General features: G+C 36.0%; 21 protein-coding genes and 4 pseudogenes. 20 read left to right on the top strand and 5 right to left on the bottom strand.

Going from position 1 to position 22,360, the window contains the following annotated elements:
• The first annotated feature begins 30 nt into the window (after positions 1–30).
• Positions 31–426 (top strand): VOC family protein, encoded by a 396-nt coding sequence (locus tag HHU08_RS24055; RefSeq protein WP_145582943.1) that lies wholly within the window; start codon positions 31–33, stop codon positions 424–426.
• Positions 427–630: 204 nt separating this feature from the next.
• On the opposite strand, the pseudogene HHU08_RS26045 reads toward HHU08_RS24055, so the two are convergent.
• A pseudogene (locus tag HHU08_RS26045) lies at positions 631–3,476 on the bottom strand (Tn3 family transposase); the annotation flags it as partial.
• 131 nt (positions 3,477–3,607) lie between these two features.
• On the opposite strand from HHU08_RS26045, the gene HHU08_RS24065 reads away from it, so the two are divergent.
• Positions 3,608–4,051: a cell wall hydrolase gene (locus HHU08_RS24065; protein WP_169188626.1), complete on the top strand. Its 444-nt coding sequence runs from the start codon at positions 3,608–3,610 to the stop codon at positions 4,049–4,051.
• 129 nt (positions 4,052–4,180) lie between these two features.
• Here the strand turns inward: HHU08_RS24065 and HHU08_RS24070 are convergent, their stop codons facing one another.
• Positions 4,181–4,930, bottom strand: a complete 750-nt coding sequence (locus tag HHU08_RS24070; protein ID WP_081836613.1) for a polysaccharide deacetylase family protein — start codon at positions 4,928–4,930, stop codon at positions 4,181–4,183.
• Between the two features lie 162 nt (positions 4,931–5,092).
• On the bottom strand, positions 5,093–5,662 hold the full coding sequence (locus tag HHU08_RS24075; protein WP_224428600.1) for a YitT family protein: 570 nt from the start codon (positions 5,660–5,662) through the stop codon (positions 5,093–5,095).
• Positions 5,663–6,325: 663 nt separating this feature from the next.
• On the opposite strand from HHU08_RS24075, the pseudogene tnpA reads away from it, so the two are divergent.
• The 11 genes and pseudogenes from tnpA to HHU08_RS24130 form a co-directional block, all read left to right on the top strand.
• Positions 6,326–6,601: pseudogene (gene tnpA, locus HHU08_RS24080) on the top strand (IS200/IS605 family transposase); the annotation flags it as partial.
• Positions 6,602–6,609: 8 nt separating this feature from the next.
• Entirely contained in the window at positions 6,610–6,756 is a 147-nt protein-coding gene (locus tag HHU08_RS24085; protein WP_169189507.1) for a hypothetical protein, read from the top strand.
• Positions 6,757–6,971: 215 nt separating this feature from the next.
• Positions 6,972–7,178: a DUF1657 domain-containing protein gene (locus tag HHU08_RS24090; RefSeq protein ID WP_031537037.1), complete on the top strand. Its 207-nt coding sequence runs from the start codon at positions 6,972–6,974 to the stop codon at positions 7,176–7,178.
• Positions 7,179–7,257: 79 nt separating this feature from the next.
• Positions 7,258–7,731, top strand: a complete 474-nt coding sequence (locus HHU08_RS24095; protein WP_031537035.1) for a YhcN/YlaJ family sporulation lipoprotein — start codon at positions 7,258–7,260, stop codon at positions 7,729–7,731.
• A gap of 17 nt (positions 7,732–7,748) precedes the next feature.
• Complete coding sequence (gene spoVAC, locus HHU08_RS24100; RefSeq protein WP_169189508.1) at positions 7,749–8,228, top strand: stage V sporulation protein AC; 480 nt, start codon at positions 7,749–7,751, stop codon at positions 8,226–8,228.
• On the top strand, positions 8,228–9,247 hold the full coding sequence (spoVAD, locus tag HHU08_RS24105) for a stage V sporulation protein AD (RefSeq protein WP_169189509.1): 1,020 nt from the start codon (positions 8,228–8,230) through the stop codon (positions 9,245–9,247). Before spoVAC ends, spoVAD begins: the two co-directional genes overlap by 1 nt.
• Positions 9,244–9,594, top strand: coding sequence for a stage V sporulation protein AE (gene spoVAE / locus HHU08_RS24110; RefSeq protein WP_031537032.1), 351 nt, complete (start codon positions 9,244–9,246; stop codon positions 9,592–9,594). Before spoVAD ends, spoVAE begins: the two co-directional genes overlap by 4 nt.
• A 12-nt stretch (positions 9,595–9,606) precedes the next feature.
• Complete coding sequence (locus tag HHU08_RS24115; RefSeq protein ID WP_169189510.1) at positions 9,607–9,813, top strand: DUF1657 domain-containing protein; 207 nt, start codon at positions 9,607–9,609, stop codon at positions 9,811–9,813.
• 31 nt (positions 9,814–9,844) lie between these two features.
• Positions 9,845–10,705, top strand: a complete 861-nt coding sequence (locus tag HHU08_RS24120) for a DUF421 domain-containing protein (protein ID WP_169189511.1) — start codon at positions 9,845–9,847, stop codon at positions 10,703–10,705.
• Between the two features lie 424 nt (positions 10,706–11,129).
• Positions 11,130–12,254 (top strand): IS4 family transposase, encoded by a 1,125-nt coding sequence (locus HHU08_RS24125; RefSeq protein ID WP_016205491.1) that lies wholly within the window; start codon positions 11,130–11,132, stop codon positions 12,252–12,254.
• Between the two features lie 146 nt (positions 12,255–12,400).
• A pseudogene (locus HHU08_RS24130) lies at positions 12,401–12,953 on the top strand (DUF421 domain-containing protein).
• A gap of 416 nt (positions 12,954–13,369) precedes the next feature.
• Here the strand turns inward: HHU08_RS24130 and HHU08_RS24135 are convergent.
• Both HHU08_RS24135 and HHU08_RS24140 read right to left on the bottom strand, forming a co-directional pair.
• Positions 13,370–16,329: pseudogene (locus tag HHU08_RS24135) on the bottom strand (Tn3 family transposase).
• A 28-nt stretch (positions 16,330–16,357) separates the two neighbouring features.
• On the bottom strand, positions 16,358–16,912 hold the full coding sequence (locus HHU08_RS24140) for a recombinase family protein (protein ID WP_169189512.1): 555 nt from the start codon (positions 16,910–16,912) through the stop codon (positions 16,358–16,360).
• 381 nt (positions 16,913–17,293) lie between these two features.
• Here HHU08_RS24140 and HHU08_RS24145 point away from each other — a divergent pair, with 381 nt between their 5' ends.
• The 7 genes from HHU08_RS24145 to HHU08_RS24170 all read left to right on the top strand — a co-directional run bounded on the left by HHU08_RS24145 (position 17,294) and on the right by HHU08_RS24170 (position 22,347).
• Positions 17,294–17,866: a DeoR family transcriptional regulator gene (locus tag HHU08_RS24145; RefSeq protein WP_169189513.1), complete on the top strand. Its 573-nt coding sequence runs from the start codon at positions 17,294–17,296 to the stop codon at positions 17,864–17,866.
• Positions 17,867–17,878: 12 nt separating this feature from the next.
• Complete coding sequence (locus HHU08_RS25620; protein WP_268927085.1) at positions 17,879–18,007, top strand: hypothetical protein; 129 nt, start codon at positions 17,879–17,881, stop codon at positions 18,005–18,007.
• Positions 17,971–19,302 carry a PepSY-associated TM helix domain-containing protein gene (locus HHU08_RS24150; RefSeq protein ID WP_235678886.1) on the top strand — a complete coding sequence of 444 codons (1,332 nt, stop codon included), beginning with the start codon at positions 17,971–17,973 and terminating at the stop codon, positions 19,300–19,302. The genes HHU08_RS25620 and HHU08_RS24150 overlap by 37 nt, the downstream gene beginning before the upstream one ends.
• Before the next feature lie 35 nt (positions 19,303–19,337).
• Entirely contained in the window at positions 19,338–19,820 is a 483-nt protein-coding gene (locus HHU08_RS24155; protein ID WP_169189514.1) for a FixH family protein, read from the top strand.
• 17 nt (positions 19,821–19,837) lie between these two features.
• Positions 19,838–20,413, top strand: a complete 576-nt coding sequence (locus tag HHU08_RS24160) for an SCO family protein (RefSeq protein WP_169189759.1) — start codon at positions 19,838–19,840, stop codon at positions 20,411–20,413.
• 213 nt (positions 20,414–20,626) lie between these two features.
• Positions 20,627–21,742 carry an IS4 family transposase gene (locus tag HHU08_RS24165; protein ID WP_016201461.1) on the top strand — a complete coding sequence of 372 codons (1,116 nt, stop codon included), beginning with the start codon at positions 20,627–20,629 and terminating at the stop codon, positions 21,740–21,742.
• 149 nt (positions 21,743–21,891) lie between these two features.
• Positions 21,892–22,347, top strand: a complete 456-nt coding sequence (locus tag HHU08_RS24170; RefSeq protein WP_160549937.1) for a YhcN/YlaJ family sporulation lipoprotein — start codon at positions 21,892–21,894, stop codon at positions 22,345–22,347.
• The last annotated feature ends 13 nt before the right edge of the window (positions 22,348–22,360 follow it).

Here is a 22,360-nt window from a genome sequence, read left to right on the forward strand (position 1 = left end):
ATTCTAATGTTAGATAAAGGGTGAGGCTTTGTGGCAAAAGGGTTACTTCATCATATTGAAATAAATGTATCTAATTTAAAAAAATCGATTGATTTTTGGAGTTGGTTTCTTGAAGAATTAGGATACAGTCCTTTTCAAGGATGGAAAAGTGGACAAAGTTGGAAAATAGGAAATACTTACATAGTTTTTGTACAAACAGAAGAACGGTTTCTGGACGTTCCATATCTTAGATGCAGAGTAGGTATAAATCATTTAGCATTTCACGCAGGTTCACGCCAACACGTCGATGATATGACTATGAAATTAAAAGATAAAGGAATTAATATTCTTTATACAGACCAGCATCCATTTGCTGAGGGAAATGATCATTATGCTGTTTACTTTGAAGACCCGGATAGAATAAAAGTCGAGCTTGTAGCACCTTAACTATTTAATAATAAGGTGCATTTCTGGAGTAACGAAAAAAGTCCAATTTCCCAATTTAATACTGAGAAATTGGACTTTTAATATTGTAATTTCCTTAACGTTTTAACAGAGTTTTCCTGACGCTACCCCTAATAGAATAAGGGTAGACCACCACTATCCTGGCTCCCCTCTATACCACTAGGAAGGCTTATATTTGTAGAGGTTTCAAGAAGTTCTCTGGATTTTTAGACGCTCATGCATATTTAACTTGAATGTCCCGTATGGATTCACATGTGCATAGATAAGTGGTGTTAAGGCTCTAAAGTCCTCCGGTATCAGCTTTTGTAGTAAAGATTTGTTTTGTTCCAGTAGCACTTCTTGAATCATCAATGTATTGATTAATACCAAACAGTTTTGTAGAAGGTGAAGAGCTAGTACAGCAATCTCTTGGTCCTCCATACGATTCGTTTGAATTTCTCCTCCTTTTCCATAAAAAATGAAGCTATTAGCAGAGTTCCAGTTTTCAACCACATTTAATCCCTCATGAATCTCTCTTCTTATTTCTTCCGATGATAAATATTCACACAGAAAAATGGTTTTGAGTGCTTTCCCCAGTTCAGCAAGTGCTCGATATGTTGGGTGCCCACTATTACGAGTAAACCGTTTGAGAACTGCCTCCGTTTCAGCCGTACCTAACCGTAAAGCTGTCGCATACTTAATCATTTGATCATATTGCTGTTCAATTATGCTCCAATTGATTGGTAGAGTTAACACAGGCTGTAAATTTGGATATAATTCTTGCATTCCTACATCTTGACGGTATAGTTTTTGTGAATGAATCGCTTTAAATCGGGGCATGAGTTGAAAACCTAGTAAATGACAAAAGGCGAAGGCCACTTCACTTTGTCCATGTGTATCCACATAGTTCTTTTCAATTTCCATATTTGTACAATGACGAAGTAATCCTTCAATCATAGATGCTACTTCTGAAGAAGAACAAGATTTGAGTTGGGAATAAATGCATGTAGAATTCTTTTCTACATGCCAATAAATCATAACTCCACGCCCCCTGTATGCCACTCCGTCAATAAGTTCTGATCCCAAGCTCCAAACTTTTTGCTATCAGATGCACATGCCGTTGTTCCCTCTCCCCATATTTCAGTTACACGAGTAGCCAAAATAGCATCAGTTACCTTTGATATAGCATTCCGTAAATTTTCTTTATGGATAAACTTACTTACGTCGAACATACAGTAAATCTTTATAACTTTCTCCATGTTCACCTGCAGCGATCCGTTTTAAACCAGTATTTGTTCCTAACCCATATAGACAGAGGATGAGTCTTCGTTGAAGTGTTTCCTTATCAAGAATTTCTCTATTTCCCAACGTTTGAAACATATCTGTCAGGTGGACTCGTAAATCAGCTTCTTTTAAAATATCTAACAGATTCGTCATTGGCCAACGCTTCATGACCTCTGCTTTTACAAGATTGAGGTTAACGGGTTCAGCTTGTGCTTGTAAAGATGATACAGAAATCCAACCATTTCCCTTATTTAAAATACGTCGTACTTTAGAATCGTTCTTTACGCTTTTATCTAACTTCTCTAAAGCTGTATTCATGTTCGTTTTTAGTTCTTGAATAAGTGTTTGTGCCTCAAGGGGTTTCCGAAGCGCATCGTAATGTTTTTCTCTATTTTGTTCAAAGTCCTTTGGTAAATCTTCCTCCGGATTCCTGCCCCTACACCCCATACTTCCTTGCAACGCAACCGATCTCGTAAGGCCTGAAGAACACAAATTTCATAATTCACTCGGTTCACACGATTTGTTTCTTTATCAATCACGGTATCAATCCAGCCGGGCTTTACAATTCCTTCTATTGGTATGTAATCTGTTTCGTTGTATGTATACTGATTGGTGAGCTTATATTGTTTAAGTAATTCGATGGCTTCTATAACAGGACGGTGTACATCATTATTGGAGCGAAACTCTAGGACATCCAATAAAGCTGGAACCATCCTTCGATAGTGAGTACCATAGGATGATCTCATCACGGTATATACCTTTTGTTTATAGGTTGGACCAGTATACTTCATTTCTTTAATAATATCTTTTAAAGTATCTTCCCCGACAACATGAAATAAAACATCACGTACAATCCCATCCGGTTGTTCCACTGCCTTTTCAGCCATACGAAATAAGAGGGTTGTCTTGCCACTTACCTTACGGAAATCGCGTAAAAACTCTTTTTCGACTTTTCGTTCTGCACGAGCTCCAATACGATTAACAATCTGAATAATAAGTTCCACTAAATTATCCGTTATTTCTCTTCCTCTACACCAGAAGAAAGCTGCTAATAACGTGTATCGGATAGAGTCGGGATGCCTGCGTAATTCTCGAATATCTTCAGAGACGGCACGTTGTCTATATGATCGGATCATTTTAGGTGGTATCCCATTAAACAAGTCATAAGGAAGTTGTATATTCCTTACGGTTCGTAGCTTTGCGATTTCTTGTAATAAACTATCTAATCCGATTCTTCCAGGATCAGATACAAGTTCTCGAAAACTAAGAATGGTTTCATTCTCTTCTAATAGTTCTGTATGGGAGCAGGTGCGTATAAAGGCATCTAATTGGGTTTTGGAATGTTCTGAAAGCTGCATGAAAATGGTGTGTGAAATATGTTCTTCATATTGACGAATAGCTGATTTAATATTTCGTTCTAGTTGGTAATGAGTCGGAGGAATAAGCTGTTGTTGTCTGAGGTGGTGAAGGACATGTTCTCGAACCCGGTCCATTTGCATTTCTTGAGGTAAAATGTTCGTTTGTAGTCATAACTTTATTTGTCCCATATCTTCAGATGTACTCTCTCGAAACCCCATAAATTCCCGGATTTGAGCACGGTGATATTTTATAGAGCGTCCATTCCAATCATATTCTTGAAAGGAATCTGCAGGTACTCCTACTTGCTTTGCAACGTATTCAATAATATCTTGATTTATTTCCTGCCTTCCTTTTGGAAAACGACCCTGGTATTGAAAAAATTTTAGGGAAACAGCAAATCCAAGTCGTGTACTTCTTTAATTATTACTTTGCCCCTGGTTACAGCAACGCTGGTACTGGGCCTAAAAACCAAGTATTCTTATTTTATAAACAAGGACATAAATGCATTCTTTTTTTCATACTGTATTTTTGAGGTGGAAAAATGACAAGAGTAGCTTACCGAAATGCAGACGTCGATTTAATGGCAAGGATGATGAGAGCAGAAGCTGAAGGCGAAGGACCACAAGGAATGCTATATGTTGGAAATGTCATTGTTAACCGTGTTGTAGCAGATTGTGCTGACTTTAAGGAATTAAGAACAATTAGAGATGTCATTTTTCACGTACAAGGAGGAAATTACTCTTTTGAAGCTGTTCAAAAAGGTAATGTATTTTATCAAAGAGCAAGAGAATCTGAAAGAAGATTAGCAAGAAAGAATTTGGAATATTGGAGAGATCACCCAGCGAAATATGCTCTTTGGTACTTTAATCCATATGGTCCGTGTCCTCCAACATGGTATGACCAACCTTTTACTGGTCAATTTAAACAACATTGTTTTTATGAACCAGCGCTTGGAACATGTGAAAGCGTTTATAGTCCTCGTTGAGGAAAAGATTCGAATATTTATAAAAACTAAAATAAACTTTTTAGTAACCGTATTTACCTAAGAAAGATTGTAAAATACTAACTTAACTAAAAGGTACATTAATTGAGTAAGCAGCAAAAAAGGATCTTCTTACTGGAAGATCCTCAGAGGGTTTGTCAAACCGCTGGGAGGTGCGAACCACTTCGGTTTTATGCCAATGGTTTCTTCAATGAGAGCATTCGTCTTTTCTAACTCTTGTATGGTATCACTTTTAGATCGCTTCTTAAGATCTAGATGACTATAAGCATGATTTCCAATTTCATGGCCTTCCCGATAGATCATCTTAGCTAGGTCAGGATTCTTTTTAACCCAGCTACCATCGAAAAAAAATGTCGCCTTGACCTTGGATTCCTTTAGTGTGGTAAGGATCGTTGGAATGTACTCATTACCCCAAGCAACATTTATTAATAACGCCACCATAGGCTTTTCTGGATTTCCTTTATAAATCGGGATGGGTGCTAGATTTTCTAAATGGACATTTGGAGGTTTTTCCTTATAAACAACTTTGTTTTTGTGAAAATTACCATCTGATTTCATTTTTTTATAACTAGATTCAATATCTACATCCAATCCATTGTATCCAGGAATTGCCTTCCACACTCTATCGACTTTTGCATCAATCGGTTCAATTTTATGTTCCTCTCTATACACTTTAATTTCTTTGTAAAGTTCATCATTTTTCTCCTTTAAGGCTGCTGTACCAGAGCCAATAGTATTAAATGGTCCAATAAGATCCGTAATTGTTAAAATGAAAGTACTTAAAAACACTATTAGTATTAGCGAATTTTTTTCCTCATAAAACTCCTCCGCAATATAAACTAATAATTTTAAAATACCCATCAACAATAGACTTATGTAATTAAAAAAAACAATCATAACACTAATCTTATAGGCTTATTATTCCCATCCCATTAACTACACCGTAGGAAAAATCGGCTTTCTTCATGTCGATATTGCTTAGCGTATGTTTCCACGTTTGTTGTTGGGACTCTCAATAAAAAATTATTTTCCTTTAATTAAGGATGTTATTAAACCCACAGAGGTAATAGCTATACATGAATAAATGAAGGTATCTAATTTTAATAAAGCCAGACATGCCAACACAATAATTCCATCTATCAGTATGATTACAAGTGCAATATTTAACGAAAAAGTTTCAGAAATAATTTCAGCTAGTAAGTCAGTTCCTCCAGTGCTTGTCTTATATCGCAGCATTAGACCAACACCAACTCCAATTATTGCACCTCCAATTAGTGCGCTTGCAAGTTGGGGAATAAAAAATTGAGAACGAAGAGGAACAAGTAAATCAATAAATAAGGACGAAACCAATAAGCCTTGCAAACTACTAAAAAAATACTCTTTTTTATTTATTGAGGAAAATATACAAATAGGGATACTTAACCCCACCATTATAATACCAGTTGGAAATTTAAAAAAATAATGAAGTAATAGTGCGATCCCAAGGATTCCACCATCTATTAAATGATGAGGAACTAGAAACCCATTCACACCAACTCCTAATAACAGACTTCCAATAAGAGTAGCTATTAATTTCTGAAAAATAACAATCACCTTTTCTCATTTTTAATCTAATAATATGTCGGGGTTTTAAGGTTAAGAATAAGAATGCAGAGGAAAAATTAAATATATTAGGGAATACTTCATTTATTAGGGGATAATCGCCTCCACTTTCCCCCTTTCTTAAAAGGCATTAAAGTATCTAAAGAAAGTAATTCTTTAGGTACTTTAATGCTCCGAAATCCCATAAGTAAAAAATAATTTAAACTTCAGTAAAGTTACTATTACTCCCTTGATCCCATATATCTAAATCCCTTTTTAGTTCACTCCGTTTTTTTATTTATTGTGTAATAAGGTAAGTTTCCTTGAGCTGACGAAATAATTCGTGCAAAACTAAAATCATTTATGTTTATTTCCTTTATAGGCAAGTTAAATTATTTAAATTAATGAGAATTGCACTCTTATCACAAAGACACATATTCTATTCTAAAAATAAATTACTAACGTCTATCTGTGAAGATTACCTATACAGGAGCATTTTTCCCAAACAAAATGGGACTTCTCAATGAGGTCCCATTTCCTTGTTGTGAAAAAGAAAACCCTAGGCTAGGCCTAGGGTTCCAAAAAGCTTTCAGCGTGGTATTAAAAAAACTCTTCCGTGGTGCTAAAATATTTTTGGTTCCCCAACCAAAATATGAGCATACGGAGGAGTTTTATATGTCCAAAGACAATAATAGTTTAGCACATACAACTTGGAATTGTAAGTATCACATAGTTTTTGCCCCCAAATACAGAAGACAAGTGATTTATGGAAAAATAAAAAAGGATATTGGAGAGATACTTCGTACCTTATGTGAAAGAAAAGGGGTGGAGATTATTGAAGCAACTGCGTGTAAAGATCATGTACATATGTTAGTTAGTATTCCACCCAAGATAAGTGTGTCTTCATTTGTAGGATATTTAAAGGGGAAAAGTAGTTTAATGATATTTGAGTAAAAGATATGATAACTTCAGCGATTGAACAATCTGCTGCTAATACTACTCTTGCTTCAGAAGCATTAAAACAAGCATCAAATGAGGTTGCAGGCGGTTTTCTATATTTATTGTGTTTAATTAAGTTCAGTAAAGGGAACGGTGGAAAAATTTGAGATGTGACATATTACCCAAAAAGATTATACATCGCAAACCTATAATCGTCGCCAAATAGAAGAACTGATGGGGATTTGGAAACGAGGTTACTACAGAAAAAATGGTGCTATTCACCAAAAGTAATTTTATAACTATATTCCCAAAAAATTCACCACATAAGAAAATTCTGATTCGGGTAATCTAAAAAGGTCAAAAAATTCAAGGAGGATTCATCATGACAGTAATAAATGATGTTAAGACAGCTCTAGCAGGATTAAAAAGTGCACAAGCAAGTTTCGAAACATTTGCTCTTGGTACAGATAATCAACAGGCAAAGCAACTTTACCAAGATGCTGCTAAACAAACCCAATCTGTTATTAACAGCCTTGAACCACGCGTTCAACAAATTGAACAAGAAGAACCTCAATACAAACAACAATAATGAGTAAGATAAAAAAGGTTGGCCTCCCAACCAACCTTTTTTAATTCCTTTAAATAATGGGAAAAACGGAGATGGTTTCATGAAAGACAAAATAACCAAAATAAAAATTTTTCTTTCCATTTTAGCCGTGATCGGGTTTGGAACAGGATGTAACGATAACCAAAATCAGTTAGATGAGGATAACAATCATTTAGGTATTTCACAAGTACATACGAGTAAACCCATCGGTCAATCTGTTGCCAATAGGGCTAAAGAAAAGATTATTACCAAAGAAGAAATTTCAGATGTAAAGGCTGTGAATACAGATAAAGAGCTTTTTGTAGCAATAAAGGTAGAAAATTTCAATCGTTTTCGATTAAAAAGTATTGAGAAGACAGTAAAGTCAGACTTAGAAAAAATGTATCCGAATCATAAAGTCGTCGTTTCGACGGATAAAAAAATGTTCTGGGAACTCGAAAAAATAGAACAAAGACTGCAAAAAAACAATATGAATAAGAAAAGCTTGAAAAAAGATTTGCAAAAACTTGAAAGTATTCTAAAGGAACAGACGTAAAGAGGAAGGATCGAGCTATGTCAAATAATCAAAAGAAACAATTAACTCCTGTCCAACAGGAGTACCAGGAATTACAAAAACAACGTGAAATAAAAAGACCGGTTGTAACAAATTGTATAAAAGCCTTTCTAACAGGTGGTCTCATCTATCTTATTGGTCAGCTTATTCAAGACTTTTACATCTATTATTTTGATTTTACAGAGCAAACGGTCGGAAATCCGACGGTAGGTACTTTGATTTTTATTACGATGCTTCTTACCGGTTTTGGAGTATATGATCGAATGGCCCAATTTGGGGGAGCAGGGACAGCTGTACCCGTAACTGGTTTTGGTAATGCGGTCATATCACCTGCCATTGAACATCGAACCGAAGGATTTGTACTGGGCGTAGGCGGCAATATATTTAAACTAGCCGGTTCTGTCATTTTATTTGGTGTGTTTTCTGCTTTTATCATTGCCTTAATTAAAACAATTTTAATCAGATGGGGTGGTTTATAATGCTTGCAGGTCATCGTACATGGGTTTTCGAACAAAAGCCTGTGATTATTTCCACTGGAACAGTAGGTGGACCATTTGAAGCAGATGGAGCTATATCGGAAGATTTTGATCTTCTTCATGCCGATTTATGGCTCGGACAGGATTCCTATGAAAAAGCACATAAAGTTTTTTTTGAAGAAGCTTGTCAAAAGGCAATGGAAAAAGGAGAAATACAAAAGGAACAGGTTCAGTTTCTTCTCGCAGGGGACTTGATCAATCAGATTACTCTCACAAGTTTCGCTAGTCGAACCATTGGAGCTCCTTATTTTGGTTTATTTGGTGCTTGTTCTACCTCTATGGAAGGATTGGCTCTAGGTGCTTATATTATTAATACAAAGGGGGCTAAATATATATTAACAGGGGCTTCGAGTCATAACACAGCTGTTGAAAAACAGTTTCGTTATCCGACAGAATATGGAGGACAAAAACCACCTACTGCACAATGGACGGTTACTGGTGCTGGTGCGGCCCTTTTAAGTGATTCTGGGGATGGACCGAGTGTCACTTCTGCTACGATAGGCCGTGTGATTGATATGGGACTGACCGATCCATTTAATATGGGGGGGGCTATGGCACCAGCTGCTGTTGATACGATTGAAGCGCATTTAACGGAAAGAAAGATTGATCCCTCTTATTATGATTTAATCGTCACTGGGGATCTTGGCAAGATAGGGCGTGAAGTTTCCCTTGATTTATTTAAAAAGCATGGAACTTCCATTAGTGAAGGACAATTCCAAGATTGTGGACTTATGATTTATCGGAAAGGACAACCAGTCCTCGCAGGGGCAAGTGGGGCGGGGTGTTCAGCAACAGTAGTCTATGGTCATTTATTAAATCGCATGAAAAAAGGCGAATTTAAAAGAATGTTAGTAGTGGCCACTGGTGCTTTATTATCACCTCTTTCTTTCCAGCAAAATGATACGATTCCTTGTATCGCTCATGCGGTATCGATTGAATACGGAGGTGAACAATCATTATGACCTACTTTTGGGCTTTTACCGTAGGTGGTTTGATTTGTGTCATTGGGCAAATTATGTTTGATGTGTTTAAACTAACTCCGGGACATACGTTAAGTACCCTTGTAGTAGTGGGGGCCATTTTAGATGGGTTTGGATTATATGAACCCTTGATTGACTTTGCTGGTGCAGGAGCTACCGTACCTATTACAAGCTTTGGGAATTCCCTTGTACATGGGGCCATGCAAGAGGCAGAACAACATGGGTTAGTTGGTGTGCTCACAGGAATGTTTGAAGTGACCAGTTCAGGAATTTCAGCAGCCATTATTTTCGGCATGATAGGGGCTTTAATTTTTAAACCAAAAGGATAAGGAGAATCTAGGATGACAGTAGGATCAGATGTCAAACAATGTTTTGTCAGTTTAAAAGGAGTAGAAGCAAGTCTTTCAAGTTTAGCATTACGGACTCTAGATGATGATTCGAAACGTTCATTACATGAAACCATGATGGTTGTACATGAAGTAGTCACGGATTTAAAAAAACGAGTTGGAGAATTAGAACAAGAGGAATTTCAGTACAAAGGTTTTTAAGAGATATAATTTTTATAGGGGGTGTTAAGTGGTGCCTGAATGGATAGATATTGCCGTAAGGTCAATATTCTTTGTTGTTGTTTTATTTTTTATTACAAAATGGTTAGGGAAAAAGCAAATCTCTGAATTATCTTTCTTTGAATATGTAACTGGTATTTCCATTGGAAGTATAGGTGCTGAAGTTGCTATGGGACTGGAACGGAACATTTTTCATGGAATCGTTGGAATTGTCATTTTTGCAGCAATACCCTTTTTATCTGGTTTGCTTTCCTTAAAAAGTAAAAAGTTCCGTGATTTTGTAGAAGGAACAGGAACTGTCTTTATAAAAGATGGGAAAATCATGGAAGATAATTTAAAAAAGGAAAGATACACGACAGATGAATTATTAGAATTACTTCGTAAGAAGGATGTTTATCAGGTGTCTGATGTAGAATTCGCTGTATTAGAGGCAACAGGGGATTTATCCGTCATGTTAAAGAAAGAAAACCAACCATTAACAGCAAAGGATCTAAACTTGACGGTTGCTTCAATTAAAGAGCCTCAGACTGTCATTATGGATGGTGTGATCATGGATGAACCACTTGCGACTATTGGACGAAGCCGTGCTTGGTTACACACTGAATTAGAAAAACTTGGTGTAACGGTAGAAAATGTTTTTCTTGGACAAGTTAATTCCTATGGAGAGTTAACAGTTGACCTGTTTGACGATCAATTACAAGTCGCATCTCCTCAAGAAAGACCTTTAATTCTTTCGACCATGAAAAAATGCCAAGCAGACTTAGAGTTGTTTGCCCTTGGAACCGAATCAAAAGAAGCTAAGCAAATGTATAGTAAAAATAGTGAAAAACTACAAGAAGCTATTGATAAAGTGATGCCTATTTTAAAAGGATAATGGTTTATTTCGCTATATTGGATGATCTTAAGACACATAACAAAAAAGTAGTACCATTTTTTGCATAATAACATTAAGTCGAATCTTGAAAATAAAATCTTTGGAAAAATATCTTTTTTTAAATTGATTAGAGGGTGCTTAAAATATTAAAACATTACTGGTTAACTTTCTCTGTTAATTTTTGCAGTATTGTCAAAGAGATGAACATCCTTAGTCTGACTTCAGACTAAGGTGATTTTTCCTAAGAGGTGTTAGAAGTGTCTATTTTTTTAGTTAAATTAATTTTTATCACTAGTGTCGCATTAAAATAATTCAACATAGCTAAATAAATTAAATTTTCCGCAAATAAACTTTTCTATAAAAAAAGCCTTTATAATGGGTTGGTGGTAGTAACCTATCCAAATCCAAAATAAAGGACTAACGCATGGATAAGTTTACACGAAAAACATCATTTGAACAATGGCTTTCACCTATTTCCAACAATTTGTTGGAGGAACAAGTGAAAAACTATCAATTAAATTACTATACGAAGAAGCTGCATATGACTTCCTTTTTGAAATTACTACTATATGCACAACTCCATGAAACGGAGAGTTTGCGTGCATTAAGTGATTGCGTGTTTTCAGAAGAATTACAAAACGCCACTCAACTTGATTCCATTAGTTTCTCTCAACTGGGTAGACGATTAAATCTGGTTCCAACGGAGTTTTTCCAAACTATTTTTCTTGATTTAGTCAAGCAAATTCATCGGAAGACTGATTTTCAAGCGAGACGAAAAACGACAACACCTCTTAAAATTATTGATTCCAGTACATTACCATTAAACTTGAACAACCATAAGTGGGCAAAATTTCGAAAAACCAAATCTGGTGTGAAGCTCCATCTACGCCTCGTATTTATGGAAAAAGGTCATTCCTATCCAGATCAATCCGTGCTTACAAATGCCAACGAACATGACCGAGGCCAGCTTGAGATCCTGGTCGATGACAAAGAATGCATGTATGTGTTTGATCGTGGATACTTGGACTATGAACGATTCGATCGCATGACAGATGAAGGCTATTTCTTCGTCTCTCGACTGCGTAAAAATGCGGTTGTACGTAGCCTTGAAACACTCTCGTTACCAGAAGATTCTTCTGTGTTATCGGATGAGATGGTCGTCATTGGAACCACACAAAATCGATCGGAGAATGTTTTCCGTTTGATCAAAGTATGGGATACAAAAGGAAATGAGCTACACTTGTTAACGAATCGTTTTGATTTAAGTGCGGATGAAATCGCTGAACTTTACAAATCACGGTGGGCCATTGAACTGTTTTTCAAATGGATGAAACAGCATTTGAATATCAAAAAATTCTTTGGACAGAGTGAACAAGCTGTGCACAACCAAGTGTATATAGCGATGATCGTCTATTGCTTGAATGTACTGGCTCAACGGAACACGAAAAGTAAGCGATCGTACTTACAAATTAGTCGTTATTTGAAAGCAGCTTTATGGAAACCGGAACACATTTGGTTGAGAAAAATAGGGGGAAACACTGTCCCATAAGCCAATCACTGTCTCTATCACACTCGCCACAAGGTATAGTAAAAAAATGGATGTTTACTACCTATGTTTAATCATCTTTCTTTTTACTCAAAAGTAAGGATAATTAATAACGGAAAATTCCGTCAATGTTTATGCGACGCTAGTGAATTTTTATATATATTGTTTTTATTGTATCCATAAAAATTTTAGGGAATCAGCCCTAGCACAACTTACCCCTCACGAATTTGGAGCGATTCTTTTTTTATCTTATTTAGCATTGGGGTCCATTAAAGTAAATGGAGTAACAGAGGGGATTATTGGAATCATTGTTATAACGGGCGTCACTTAGTTATATCAAAATTAAGTTTATTAAATTGGTTAAACCCTTTTATTATAGGAAAACCGACTATTTTAGTTAAACATGGAAAAATTGTATATAAAAATTTAAGGAAAAATAGATATCCTTTATCTGAGCTGTTGTCAGGTTTAAGAACAGCAAGATATCCAGATATTGAATATGCGATTTTGGAAGCAACAGGTGAAATCAGCATTTTATCAAGGGAAGAATTAGTTCCTGTTACTCCAAAGGATTTACATAAGAAAGTAGAATACCATGGATTCCCAATAGCTGTTGTAATTGAAGGGAAAGTTCAGAAGCGTAATTTAAAATTAATCAACAAGAATGAAGAGTGGCTTAAGCAAGAACTAAAGGCAAAGTGATATCATCAAATTAAAGATAAATTTTACGCTTCTGTTAGAGATACCGACCATTCACTAAACTAACACATTTGATAAATCAAATGCATCATTATACCTTTTTCCATACTATGGGGATATAAAGAGTGAAACTTTGAGTGTGGTTGTTGTTTAATAATTAATTTTCTTTCCCAAAAAAACAGTCAAATGCCTAAAAGGCTAATGCTATAATAGAGTTTTCCATTAATCTAATAAAAATCAATTCACCAACAAATTGATCCGAAATAATTAAAAAGCCGATTTTTCCTTGACATAAAAGGAGAATCGGCTTTTTACTAGTTGGGTTCCTACCAACAAAAAGCGAAAAACATACGCTAAGCAAATTTCGACATAAAGAAAGCCGAGTTTTCCTACGCTAAGGAAATCTTCGGCTATTATCTTTATTGGATAAGAGGGCGCAACGAATGTAGGCTTGCTATTTTCTTCGTATCAAAGGTGTATTCACCAAGAAAATTGATATGCTCCCATCCCAATGGCGAAATATGTTTTAGTAAGTCTTCTCGAAAATCCCCTTTTTCCTCCAACAATCTTGTTGCTTCGGTTAGATATACGGTATTCCATACGCTAATAGCGTTAATTATAATGTTTAAAGCACTTGCCCGTTGAAGTTGATCTTGCAGTCCTCGTTCTCGTAATTCACCTCGTTTTCCAAAGAATAACGCTCTTGCCAAGCCGTTCATTGCTTCCCCTTTGTTCAATCCCCGTTGAATACGCCTACGAAGTGCTTCATTAGATATGTAATCCAAGATAAAAATAGTTTTTTCAATTCTTCCCATTTCTCGCAATGCAGTAGCTAGCTTGTTTTGTCTTGCATATGACCCCAATTTCCCCATAATTAGCGAACCGGACACTTTTCCTTCTCGAATCGAATGGGCTAAACGGAGTACATCATCAAGGTTTTCTTGAATAACCTTTATGTTAATCCGTCCACGAAGTAATTTTTCTAGGTCAGGAAAATCACTGGGTTTTTGAATGGTATATAGTTTGGCATCGGCTAAATCACGCAGTCTTGGAGCAAAACGAAATCCTAACAAATGGCTTAAACCAAAAACTTGATCGGTATAACCAGCTGTATCAGTATAGTGTTCCTCAATATTTAATTCTGTTTCATGATGAAGCAACCCGTCAATGACATGGACGGCATCCCTCGCATTAGTATTAATGACTTTCGTATAAAAAGACGAAAATTGATCACTTGTAAACCTATAAATGGTTGCCCCTTTCCCTGTGCCGTAATGGGGATTTGCTTCGGCGTGCAACGATGAAACACCAACTTGTACCCGCATTCCGTCAGATGAAGATGTGGTGCCATCTCCCCAATAAGAGGCTAGAGCAAGTTTATGCTGAAAATTTACCAAAGTGGCCTGTGCTCGATTTATCGCATCATCATACAAGCACCATTGTGCTGCGTTTGCCATCTGGTGATAAGTAATTCCAGGTGTAGCATCTGCCATTTTAGTTAATCCGATATTCGTTCCCATTGCCATGAGCGCAGCCATAAGAATGATCTTTTCTTCACCCTTTGGAGGGCGATTTGTTGCAGCGTGTATTAACATTTCGTCAAAGCCTGTCCAGTGCGCTACCTCCATTAAAAGATCAGTGAGCTTAATTCTTGGAAGCATATTATATAAGGATAAACTGAAATTTCGTGCTTCTTCTGGGGTATCCTTTTCCAAACGATGTACTCTAAGTTTTGCTTTTTCGATATTTACTCCTTCGAGACTATCAAGGTTATTTGAAACCCATGTAAAGCGTTGAGCTAGAGCTTTCCTTCTTTCTTCAAGATATTCTTCTGCTGATGAACGAACTGCTAATCTTGTTTCTTTAAGGTTGGTTGTTGTCCATTTATCTTTCGGAACAAGGTACTCCTCAAAGTCTTTATGGAGCCTACTACCAACTACAGACACGTCTCCTGAACGAATATGATTTTTTAATTGCGTTAGAGCAGCCATTTCATAATAATGTCGATTAATTGTTCCTTCCTCATTACTCACATGTTTTTCCCATCGTTTTGGGACAAAATCTAATGGCGCTCCATCTGGTGTACTTTTCTTTTTCCGGATTCATTCATCTCGTTCAATGTTTTTAATGCATGTAATAATGGTTCTACTGCTTTTGTAGAACGAAATTCTAACGATTTAAGAAGAGCAGGGGTGTACTTTCTTAGATAAGTAAATCGATTCTCTAGCAAATCAAGGTAATCATAATCCATTGGGCGAGCTAGTTTTTTCGCTTCTTCAACAGAAGTAACAATTTTATCCCACGGCATTACCTTTTCAATGGTGCTAAATGGATCAAGTCCTTCATCTCTTGCTTGAATAAGTGCAGCCCCAATATCTGCAAAATGAACTACTTTTTCATTTACTGCTTTTCCATTTTCCCTTTGCATTTCCTCTTGAGTTTTGCGACCTTTCGATTGTAATATCATCATTTGCCGATCATGAATTTCAATTGCTTGGTCAATTAAATCCTGACTAAGTGTCATTAGATATGCTACAAGAATGGCATATTTTTTATTTTCTTTAAATCTGCGAAATGAATGAGGTTCATAACGTGCACCGATACGTGATAATTGAAGCAATCGATTAGAATGCACTTCATGTAGAGTTGACGGAAGTTTCAAATCCCGAATAAAATCCAAACGCTTTATTACTTTTAGAAAGGCATCCGGTGATGACTGGCCTGGAAGTTCTCTCAACCATGCTAATGGAGTTTTCCTATTTTCCACAAAGGGATCAATAAGTGTATCCAATTTTTGTTTTTGCCACTCTGAAAGGGTCCCAGTTAAAGCTTTAAAGATCTTTTCCTCTGCCCTCTGACGGGTTTCCCAAACAAGTCGCTCTATAGTAGTTATGGCAGGAAGTATTATTTTTTGATTTCGTAGTTTTTCTTGAACGGTACGGAGTAGGAACATAGCATTCCCATTTTGTAGGGCATGTTGCAATAAGAACTGTGCTGCTTCCCGATATTTACTTGCAGAGAAATTCTGATACCCATACACTTGTCGGATTTCTTCCATATGTTCATGCTTGGTGGGGTCACATTGGGCATATAAAGAAAAAGAATCGGGATTAGCATTTATTTGTTTTGCTATGTACTGGATTACATAATCTGGTACAGGTTCGACATCTGAGAGAGACCATCCGGGATATCGCAACACACATAGTTGGACAGCAAATCCTAAACGATTATGATCTCTTCTATGTCGTTTAATAATTTCAAGGTCATATTCCGAAAAAGTATAGTAGATTTCTAGTTCACGTTCGGTCATATCAGCTGGAATCTGCACAAACTCTCCCCTTTGATCTGCCGTGAGTAATTCTTTCCCTCTCGATGCCATATTACTCCTATCCCTTCGTAAGCAAGATTTATTCCTTTTCTAAATATCGATAAACAGTTGTTCGGGAAACTCCCCACATTTGAGCAATATCAGTAATGGGTGTCCCATTTGCCACCAATGTCTTTAACATTTCTAATTCCTTCTTATCTAACTTTTCCGGCCTTCCTCCTAAACGACCTCTGGCTCTTGCAGCAGCACGACCAGCAGCCGAACGTTCTTGAATAAGATTGCGTTCAAACTCAGCAAAGGCTGCAAATAGATGAAACATAAGTTGCCCCGTTGCACTAGCCTTGTCCATCGTAATGTTTTCCTGCAAGCTGTGGAAACTAATGCCTTGATCATTAAGGTCATTCACAATTTTAATTAAATGCTGCATATTTCTACCTAAGCGATCTAGGCGCCAAACTACTATCGTATCACCAGAGCGTACAAATCGAAGGGCTTCTTCCAATCCTTGTCTTTTATCTTTGGCGCCACTAATTTTATCTGTAAATATTTCTTCGCAACCATGTTCACGAAGAGCATCTAATTGTAAATCAAGATTTTGAATGCCTGTTGAAACACGAGCATATCCTACCTTCATTAATTTCTCCCCCTGTTTAATTTTTCTGTTTTATCGTAACATAACTTAATGATAGGGGTAATATCTGAACATAGATTTATTTACAGAGTTTATGAACACTTATAGTAGATAGAAATCTAGAAAACTATTTAAATTTTTCTGTGTTCAGAAATTGATGAGTTTTTGTACATCTATCTAGTCTAGTTTATTTGCAGAAAGTAATCATAACTATTTTCTCATATTTGTATGTTAATAATTGTGTCTATATTGTTATATAGTAACATTTTTTTACAAAAAATATCATAAACATTATTGTTTATCTGTTTTAAATAAAGTAGGCTGATTACAGATACAAATCTAGAAAGATTATTAACTAAACATTCAAAATGGAGATGGTGAGAAATGTTGCCGATTGAAAGACAACAACAAATTTTATCATGGTTGGAACGGGAAGGGACTTTGAGGGTTTCTGAAATCAGTAAAAGACTAGAGGTTTCCGAAATGACCGTTTATAGGGATTTAAAGCCTTTAATTGATGAACAAAAGATTTCAAAAACATCTAATGGAATTACTCTTGTTTCAACATCATACGAATCTTCAAGCCGTTGTTCTTATTGTTTTAAAGACACAAATTCCAGATTTTCTGTTCAATTGATTAAAAGAAATCAGCAAGTGGAGCATACTTGCTGTCCTCATTGTGGACTTCTTCGATTTCAAGATATAGAAAAGGATGTCTCACAAATTATTTGCCATGATTTTTTGAAAGATACAACTATTAGTGCTAAGATGGCAACCTTCCTTATGAATGCAGAAATTAATTTGAATTGTTGTCAACCACAAGTTATTGCTTTTGAATCTATTAAACAAGCTAAGCAGTTCCAAAAGGGATTCGGTGGAGAAATATATAATTTTGAAGAAGCAATTGAAGCTATATCTGTACAAATGCACGGCAAAAGTTGTTGCCATAAAAAGTAAGGAGGGAAAAGAATGGAATCTGTAAAAATAGACACAACAATTAAGAATCCAAATGAATTGACTGAAAAACACACAAAAGCCTCTCTATATAAATCGGTATGGAGATGGCACTTCTATGCAGGCATTTTTTTGCACCGTTAATCATTTTTTTGTCTATAACAGGAGCGATTTACCTGTTTAAGCCACAAATTGAAGATAATATGTACCATAATCTTTATTACGTACAGCAAGGGGAACAAAAAATATCCACGGCTGATCAAATTAAAGAAGTCAAAAAGTACTATCCAAATGCAGCAATAACAAGTTTCACACCTTCTTTTGAAGCGAATAGGTCATCTGTTGTTAGTATGAATGACTACGGAGAAAGTGTATCTGTGTATGTCAATCCGTATAACGGTAATATCATTGGAAACTTAAATGAGAATGACCGTTTTATGGCATTTGTTAAAAACTTACATAACGGTGAATTATGGGGTGGTACTATCGGAAATCGATTAGTAGAACTTGCTGCATGCTGGGCCGTTATCTTAATTATTACCGGTGTTTATCTATGGTGGCCACGTAACAAAAAGTCTATTTTCGGTACATTGATACCACGATTAAGAATGTCTAAAGGTAAACGTGTATTTTGGCGCGATCTGCATTCAGTCACAGCTATTTGGTTGTCCTTATTTATCATCATTCAATTGTTTTCTGGTCTTATGTGGTCCGGAGTTTGGGGCGATGCAGCGAACAAGATAGTATCGAAAACGGGGTCTGGTAGCCCGGTTGGCCTTCAGCCTTGGGAGTCATACGCATTTCCTAAGTCGACTATTCCAACTAAAGAAGTGGCAGATGTTCCGTGGGCCGCAGAAAATTTGCCAGTTCCTAAGTCAAATGCCAAAGGTGTAACTCTGATTTCCGTCGAGAAAGTCGTAGAAACTGTAAAAGAGAAAAAGGTTCATCCAGGTTATAAAATAGTATTTCCAATGGATGATACAGGGGTTTACACTGTTTTTCTAGATCCAGCGAATGTATACCCTAATCGGCCTATGCCTTGGGCACAACAGACATTACACATTGATCAGTATAGTGGGAAAGTTTTAGCTGATTTAGGATGGAAAGACTATGGATCATTAGGAAAATTAATTTCACTTGGTATTGCATTCCATCAAGGTGAATTTGGATTAATTAGTCAGCTTTTCATACTTGCCTTAGTAATTGGCATTGTGATGATTGCTGTTAGTGGCTTTGTGATGTGGTGGAAACGAAGACCAAAAGGAAAATTGGGTGCACCATCATTACCAGAAAACTTTAAGATGTTAAAGGTAGTGGCCATAATAATCCTTGTTTTTAGCATTTTCTTCCCTCTAGTGGGGCTGTCACTTATAATGGTATGGATCTTAGATTGGTTAGTTATTAAGAGGGTTACAAAGGTTAAACAGTGGATTGGTTAGAAATACGTTTATTACCCGGAGGTGTCATACGCAAAATGAATAAATTGCTATTATCAACGTTTGCGTTAATTGCTGCTTTACTACTCCTATCAGCGTGTACGGCAAATAACAATCAAAAAAATAATGAAACTCCTAAAATGGTAAATGCCGAAATAATGATTCCCGGTAGAATTCCCCTCAATAAAGAAAGTGTATTGAGTGTAAAGCTATCTCAGGGGTCAGATACTGTAGATGATGCAGATGAGGTTAAATTTGAAATATGGAAGATTAACAGCAAGGAAGATAGCAAACTTATTGATGCTAAACATGAAAAAGACGGTATATACAGTATCCAACAGACCTTTAAAGAGGATGGACTCTATTATATTCAAACCCATGTAACTGCCCGTGGTTTGCACGTTATGCCAAAGAAACAATTTGCTGTAGGAACTGCAACGGAAGAAGAACTTGAAAAACTGGAGAAAGAATCACAAAAGCAAGATGAACCAAATGATAACAGTGGTTCCCACCATCACTAATAAAGAAAGGAAGATAAATTTTGCGAAAATATACTTTACCTTTTTTGTTACTATTTAGTCTGCTGCTTTCCGGTTGTGGACAAGGTATTAAAGATCCTTTAAATTGGGAAATAGACGAATTTACTTTTAAAAAACAAGATGGAAAAGATATAGGATTAGAAGAATTAAAAGGAAAGGTTTGGTTTGCAGATTTTATCTTTACAAGTTGTGAAACTGTTTGCCCACCGATGACAGCTAATATGACAAAGCTTTACCAACAGTTACAAGAGGAAGGGATAGAAGATATTACGTTTGTATCTTTTAGTGTAGATCCAGAAGTTGATAAACCCGATAAAATAAAAGAATTTATGAGCCGTTATGAGCTAAGTTCTGCAAATTGGCATTTCCTAACCGGTTACTCACAGGAAAAAATTGAAAAATTTGCGTTAAATAATTTCAAGACCATCGTTAAAAAGCCAGAAAATAACAATCAGGTTATACATGGTACACAATTCTTTCTAGTAGATCAAAATGGAATGATTGTGAAAGATTATTCTGCTGTGTCAAATGTTCCATATGATCAAATAGTAAAAGATATTAAATCATTGAGATAATTAATTCCGCCTTTCTTTATTATAACGAGTTTTCTGAGGTAGTTTGATTGGGCATTATAAAATGATATAAAAGCACTAGTGTTGCATTAATTTATTTTCATTATTAAAAATACTCAAAATGTTCAATTTTATTATTTTGTGCAAAGAAAAAGTCCTTTATAATGGATAAGTCAGGTGGTAACCCGTCCAAATCCACTAAAAAAGGACCAACACATGGACAAGATTACACGAAAAACTTCATTTGGACAATGGTTTTCACCAATAAATCTTCAACTTTTTGAAGAAACCGTGAAAACGTTGAAATTAGATTACTATACGAAAAAACTAAAAACAGACTCATTTCTAAAATTACTCCTTTTTGCACAGCTACAAGAAGTCGAAAGTTTGCATGAGCTAAGCGATTGTCTTTTCGACGACCAACTACAAAAAGGCATTGATCTTGATTCAATCAGTATTTCTCAGCTCTCACGCCGATTAAACGGTATAAATCCAGATTTATTTCAAAGGCTTTTCCTTGATTTAGTCGCACAAATTCATGCAAAAACACATTATACAAAGCTTATTATGCCGTTAAAAATCATTGATTCAAGCACATTGCCACTTAATTTGACCAATCATAAATGGGCAAAGTTCCGCAAAACAAAAGCGGGTGTCAAGTTGCATTTGAGACTTGTGTTTATGGAAAAAGGGAGTTCCTATCCTGAAAAGGCTGTTTTAACAACGGCAAAAGAACATGATCGTGGTCAGCTTGAAATCATGGTTGATGATAAAGAATGCATGTATGTGTTTGACCGTGGCTACCTAGATTACGAGCGCTTTGACCGAATGACAGATGATGGTTACTTTTTTCTTTCAAGGCTACGGAAAAACGCAGTCATACGGGAAGTTTATAATTTTAAACTACCCGAGAATTCAGCTGTTTTGTCAGATCAAATGGTGTTGATTGGTACGACTCAAAACCGTGCTGAAAATTACTTTCGTCTTCTAAAAGTGATGGATTCAAAAGGAAATGAACTGCATTTAATTACCAATCGTTTTGATTTGAGTGCCGAAGAAATTTCAGAGATGTACAAATCACGGTGGGCAATTGAGTTGTTCTTTAAATGGATCAAACAGCATCTCAGCATCAAAAAGTTCTACGGTCAAAGTGAATGGGCGATTCAAAACCAAGTGTTTATCGCACTGATTGTTTTTTGCCTACATGTTCTCGTACAACTTGAAACAAGAAGTAAGCGAAAAACCTTACAAATTAGCCGTTATTTAAGGGCTGCATTGTGGAAACCAGCCCATATCTGGCTTCGAAAGATTGAAGGGAAAGCCATCCCTTAATAAGCAAATTGTTGTTGTCGCACAAGTCTAATTGTAAAAAAAAACCCAAATGGATGGAGCCACCTTTGAATAGGTATTTACCTTTTTGGCTCTAAACAAGGAGGATAATCAGACTGAAAATTGCGACAATATTTATGCAACACTAGTGAATGAAAGTGAAAATATTATTTTTCATTTTAATCCTTATCGGAATGGGTTCAGGGTGTAACGGAAACCAAAATCAGTTAGATAATTATAATGATTTGAGTATTTCACAAGTACATACAAGTAAACCAATTGATCAATCTGTTGCCAATCATGCTAAAGAAAAGATTATCACTAAGGAAGAAATTTCGGATGTAAAGGCTGTGAATACAAATAATGAGCTTTTAGTAGCGATAAAAGTCAGAAATTTCAACCGTTTCCGATTAAAAAATATCGAGAAGTCAGTTAAATCTGACTTAAAAAAAATGTATCCAGATCACAATGTATTTGTTTCGAGTGATAAAAAAATGTTCTGGGAACTTGAAAACATAGAACAGAGACTGAAAAAAAACGATACGAATGAGAAAAACTTAAAAAAGGATTTAAATAAACTGAAAAGTCTAATGAAGGAACAAACATAAAGAGAAAGGATCG

The sequence above is a fragment of the Niallia alba genome (genome assembly GCF_012933555.1).
Classification (GTDB): domain Bacteria; phylum Bacillota; class Bacilli; order Bacillales; family Cytobacillaceae; genus Niallia; species Niallia alba.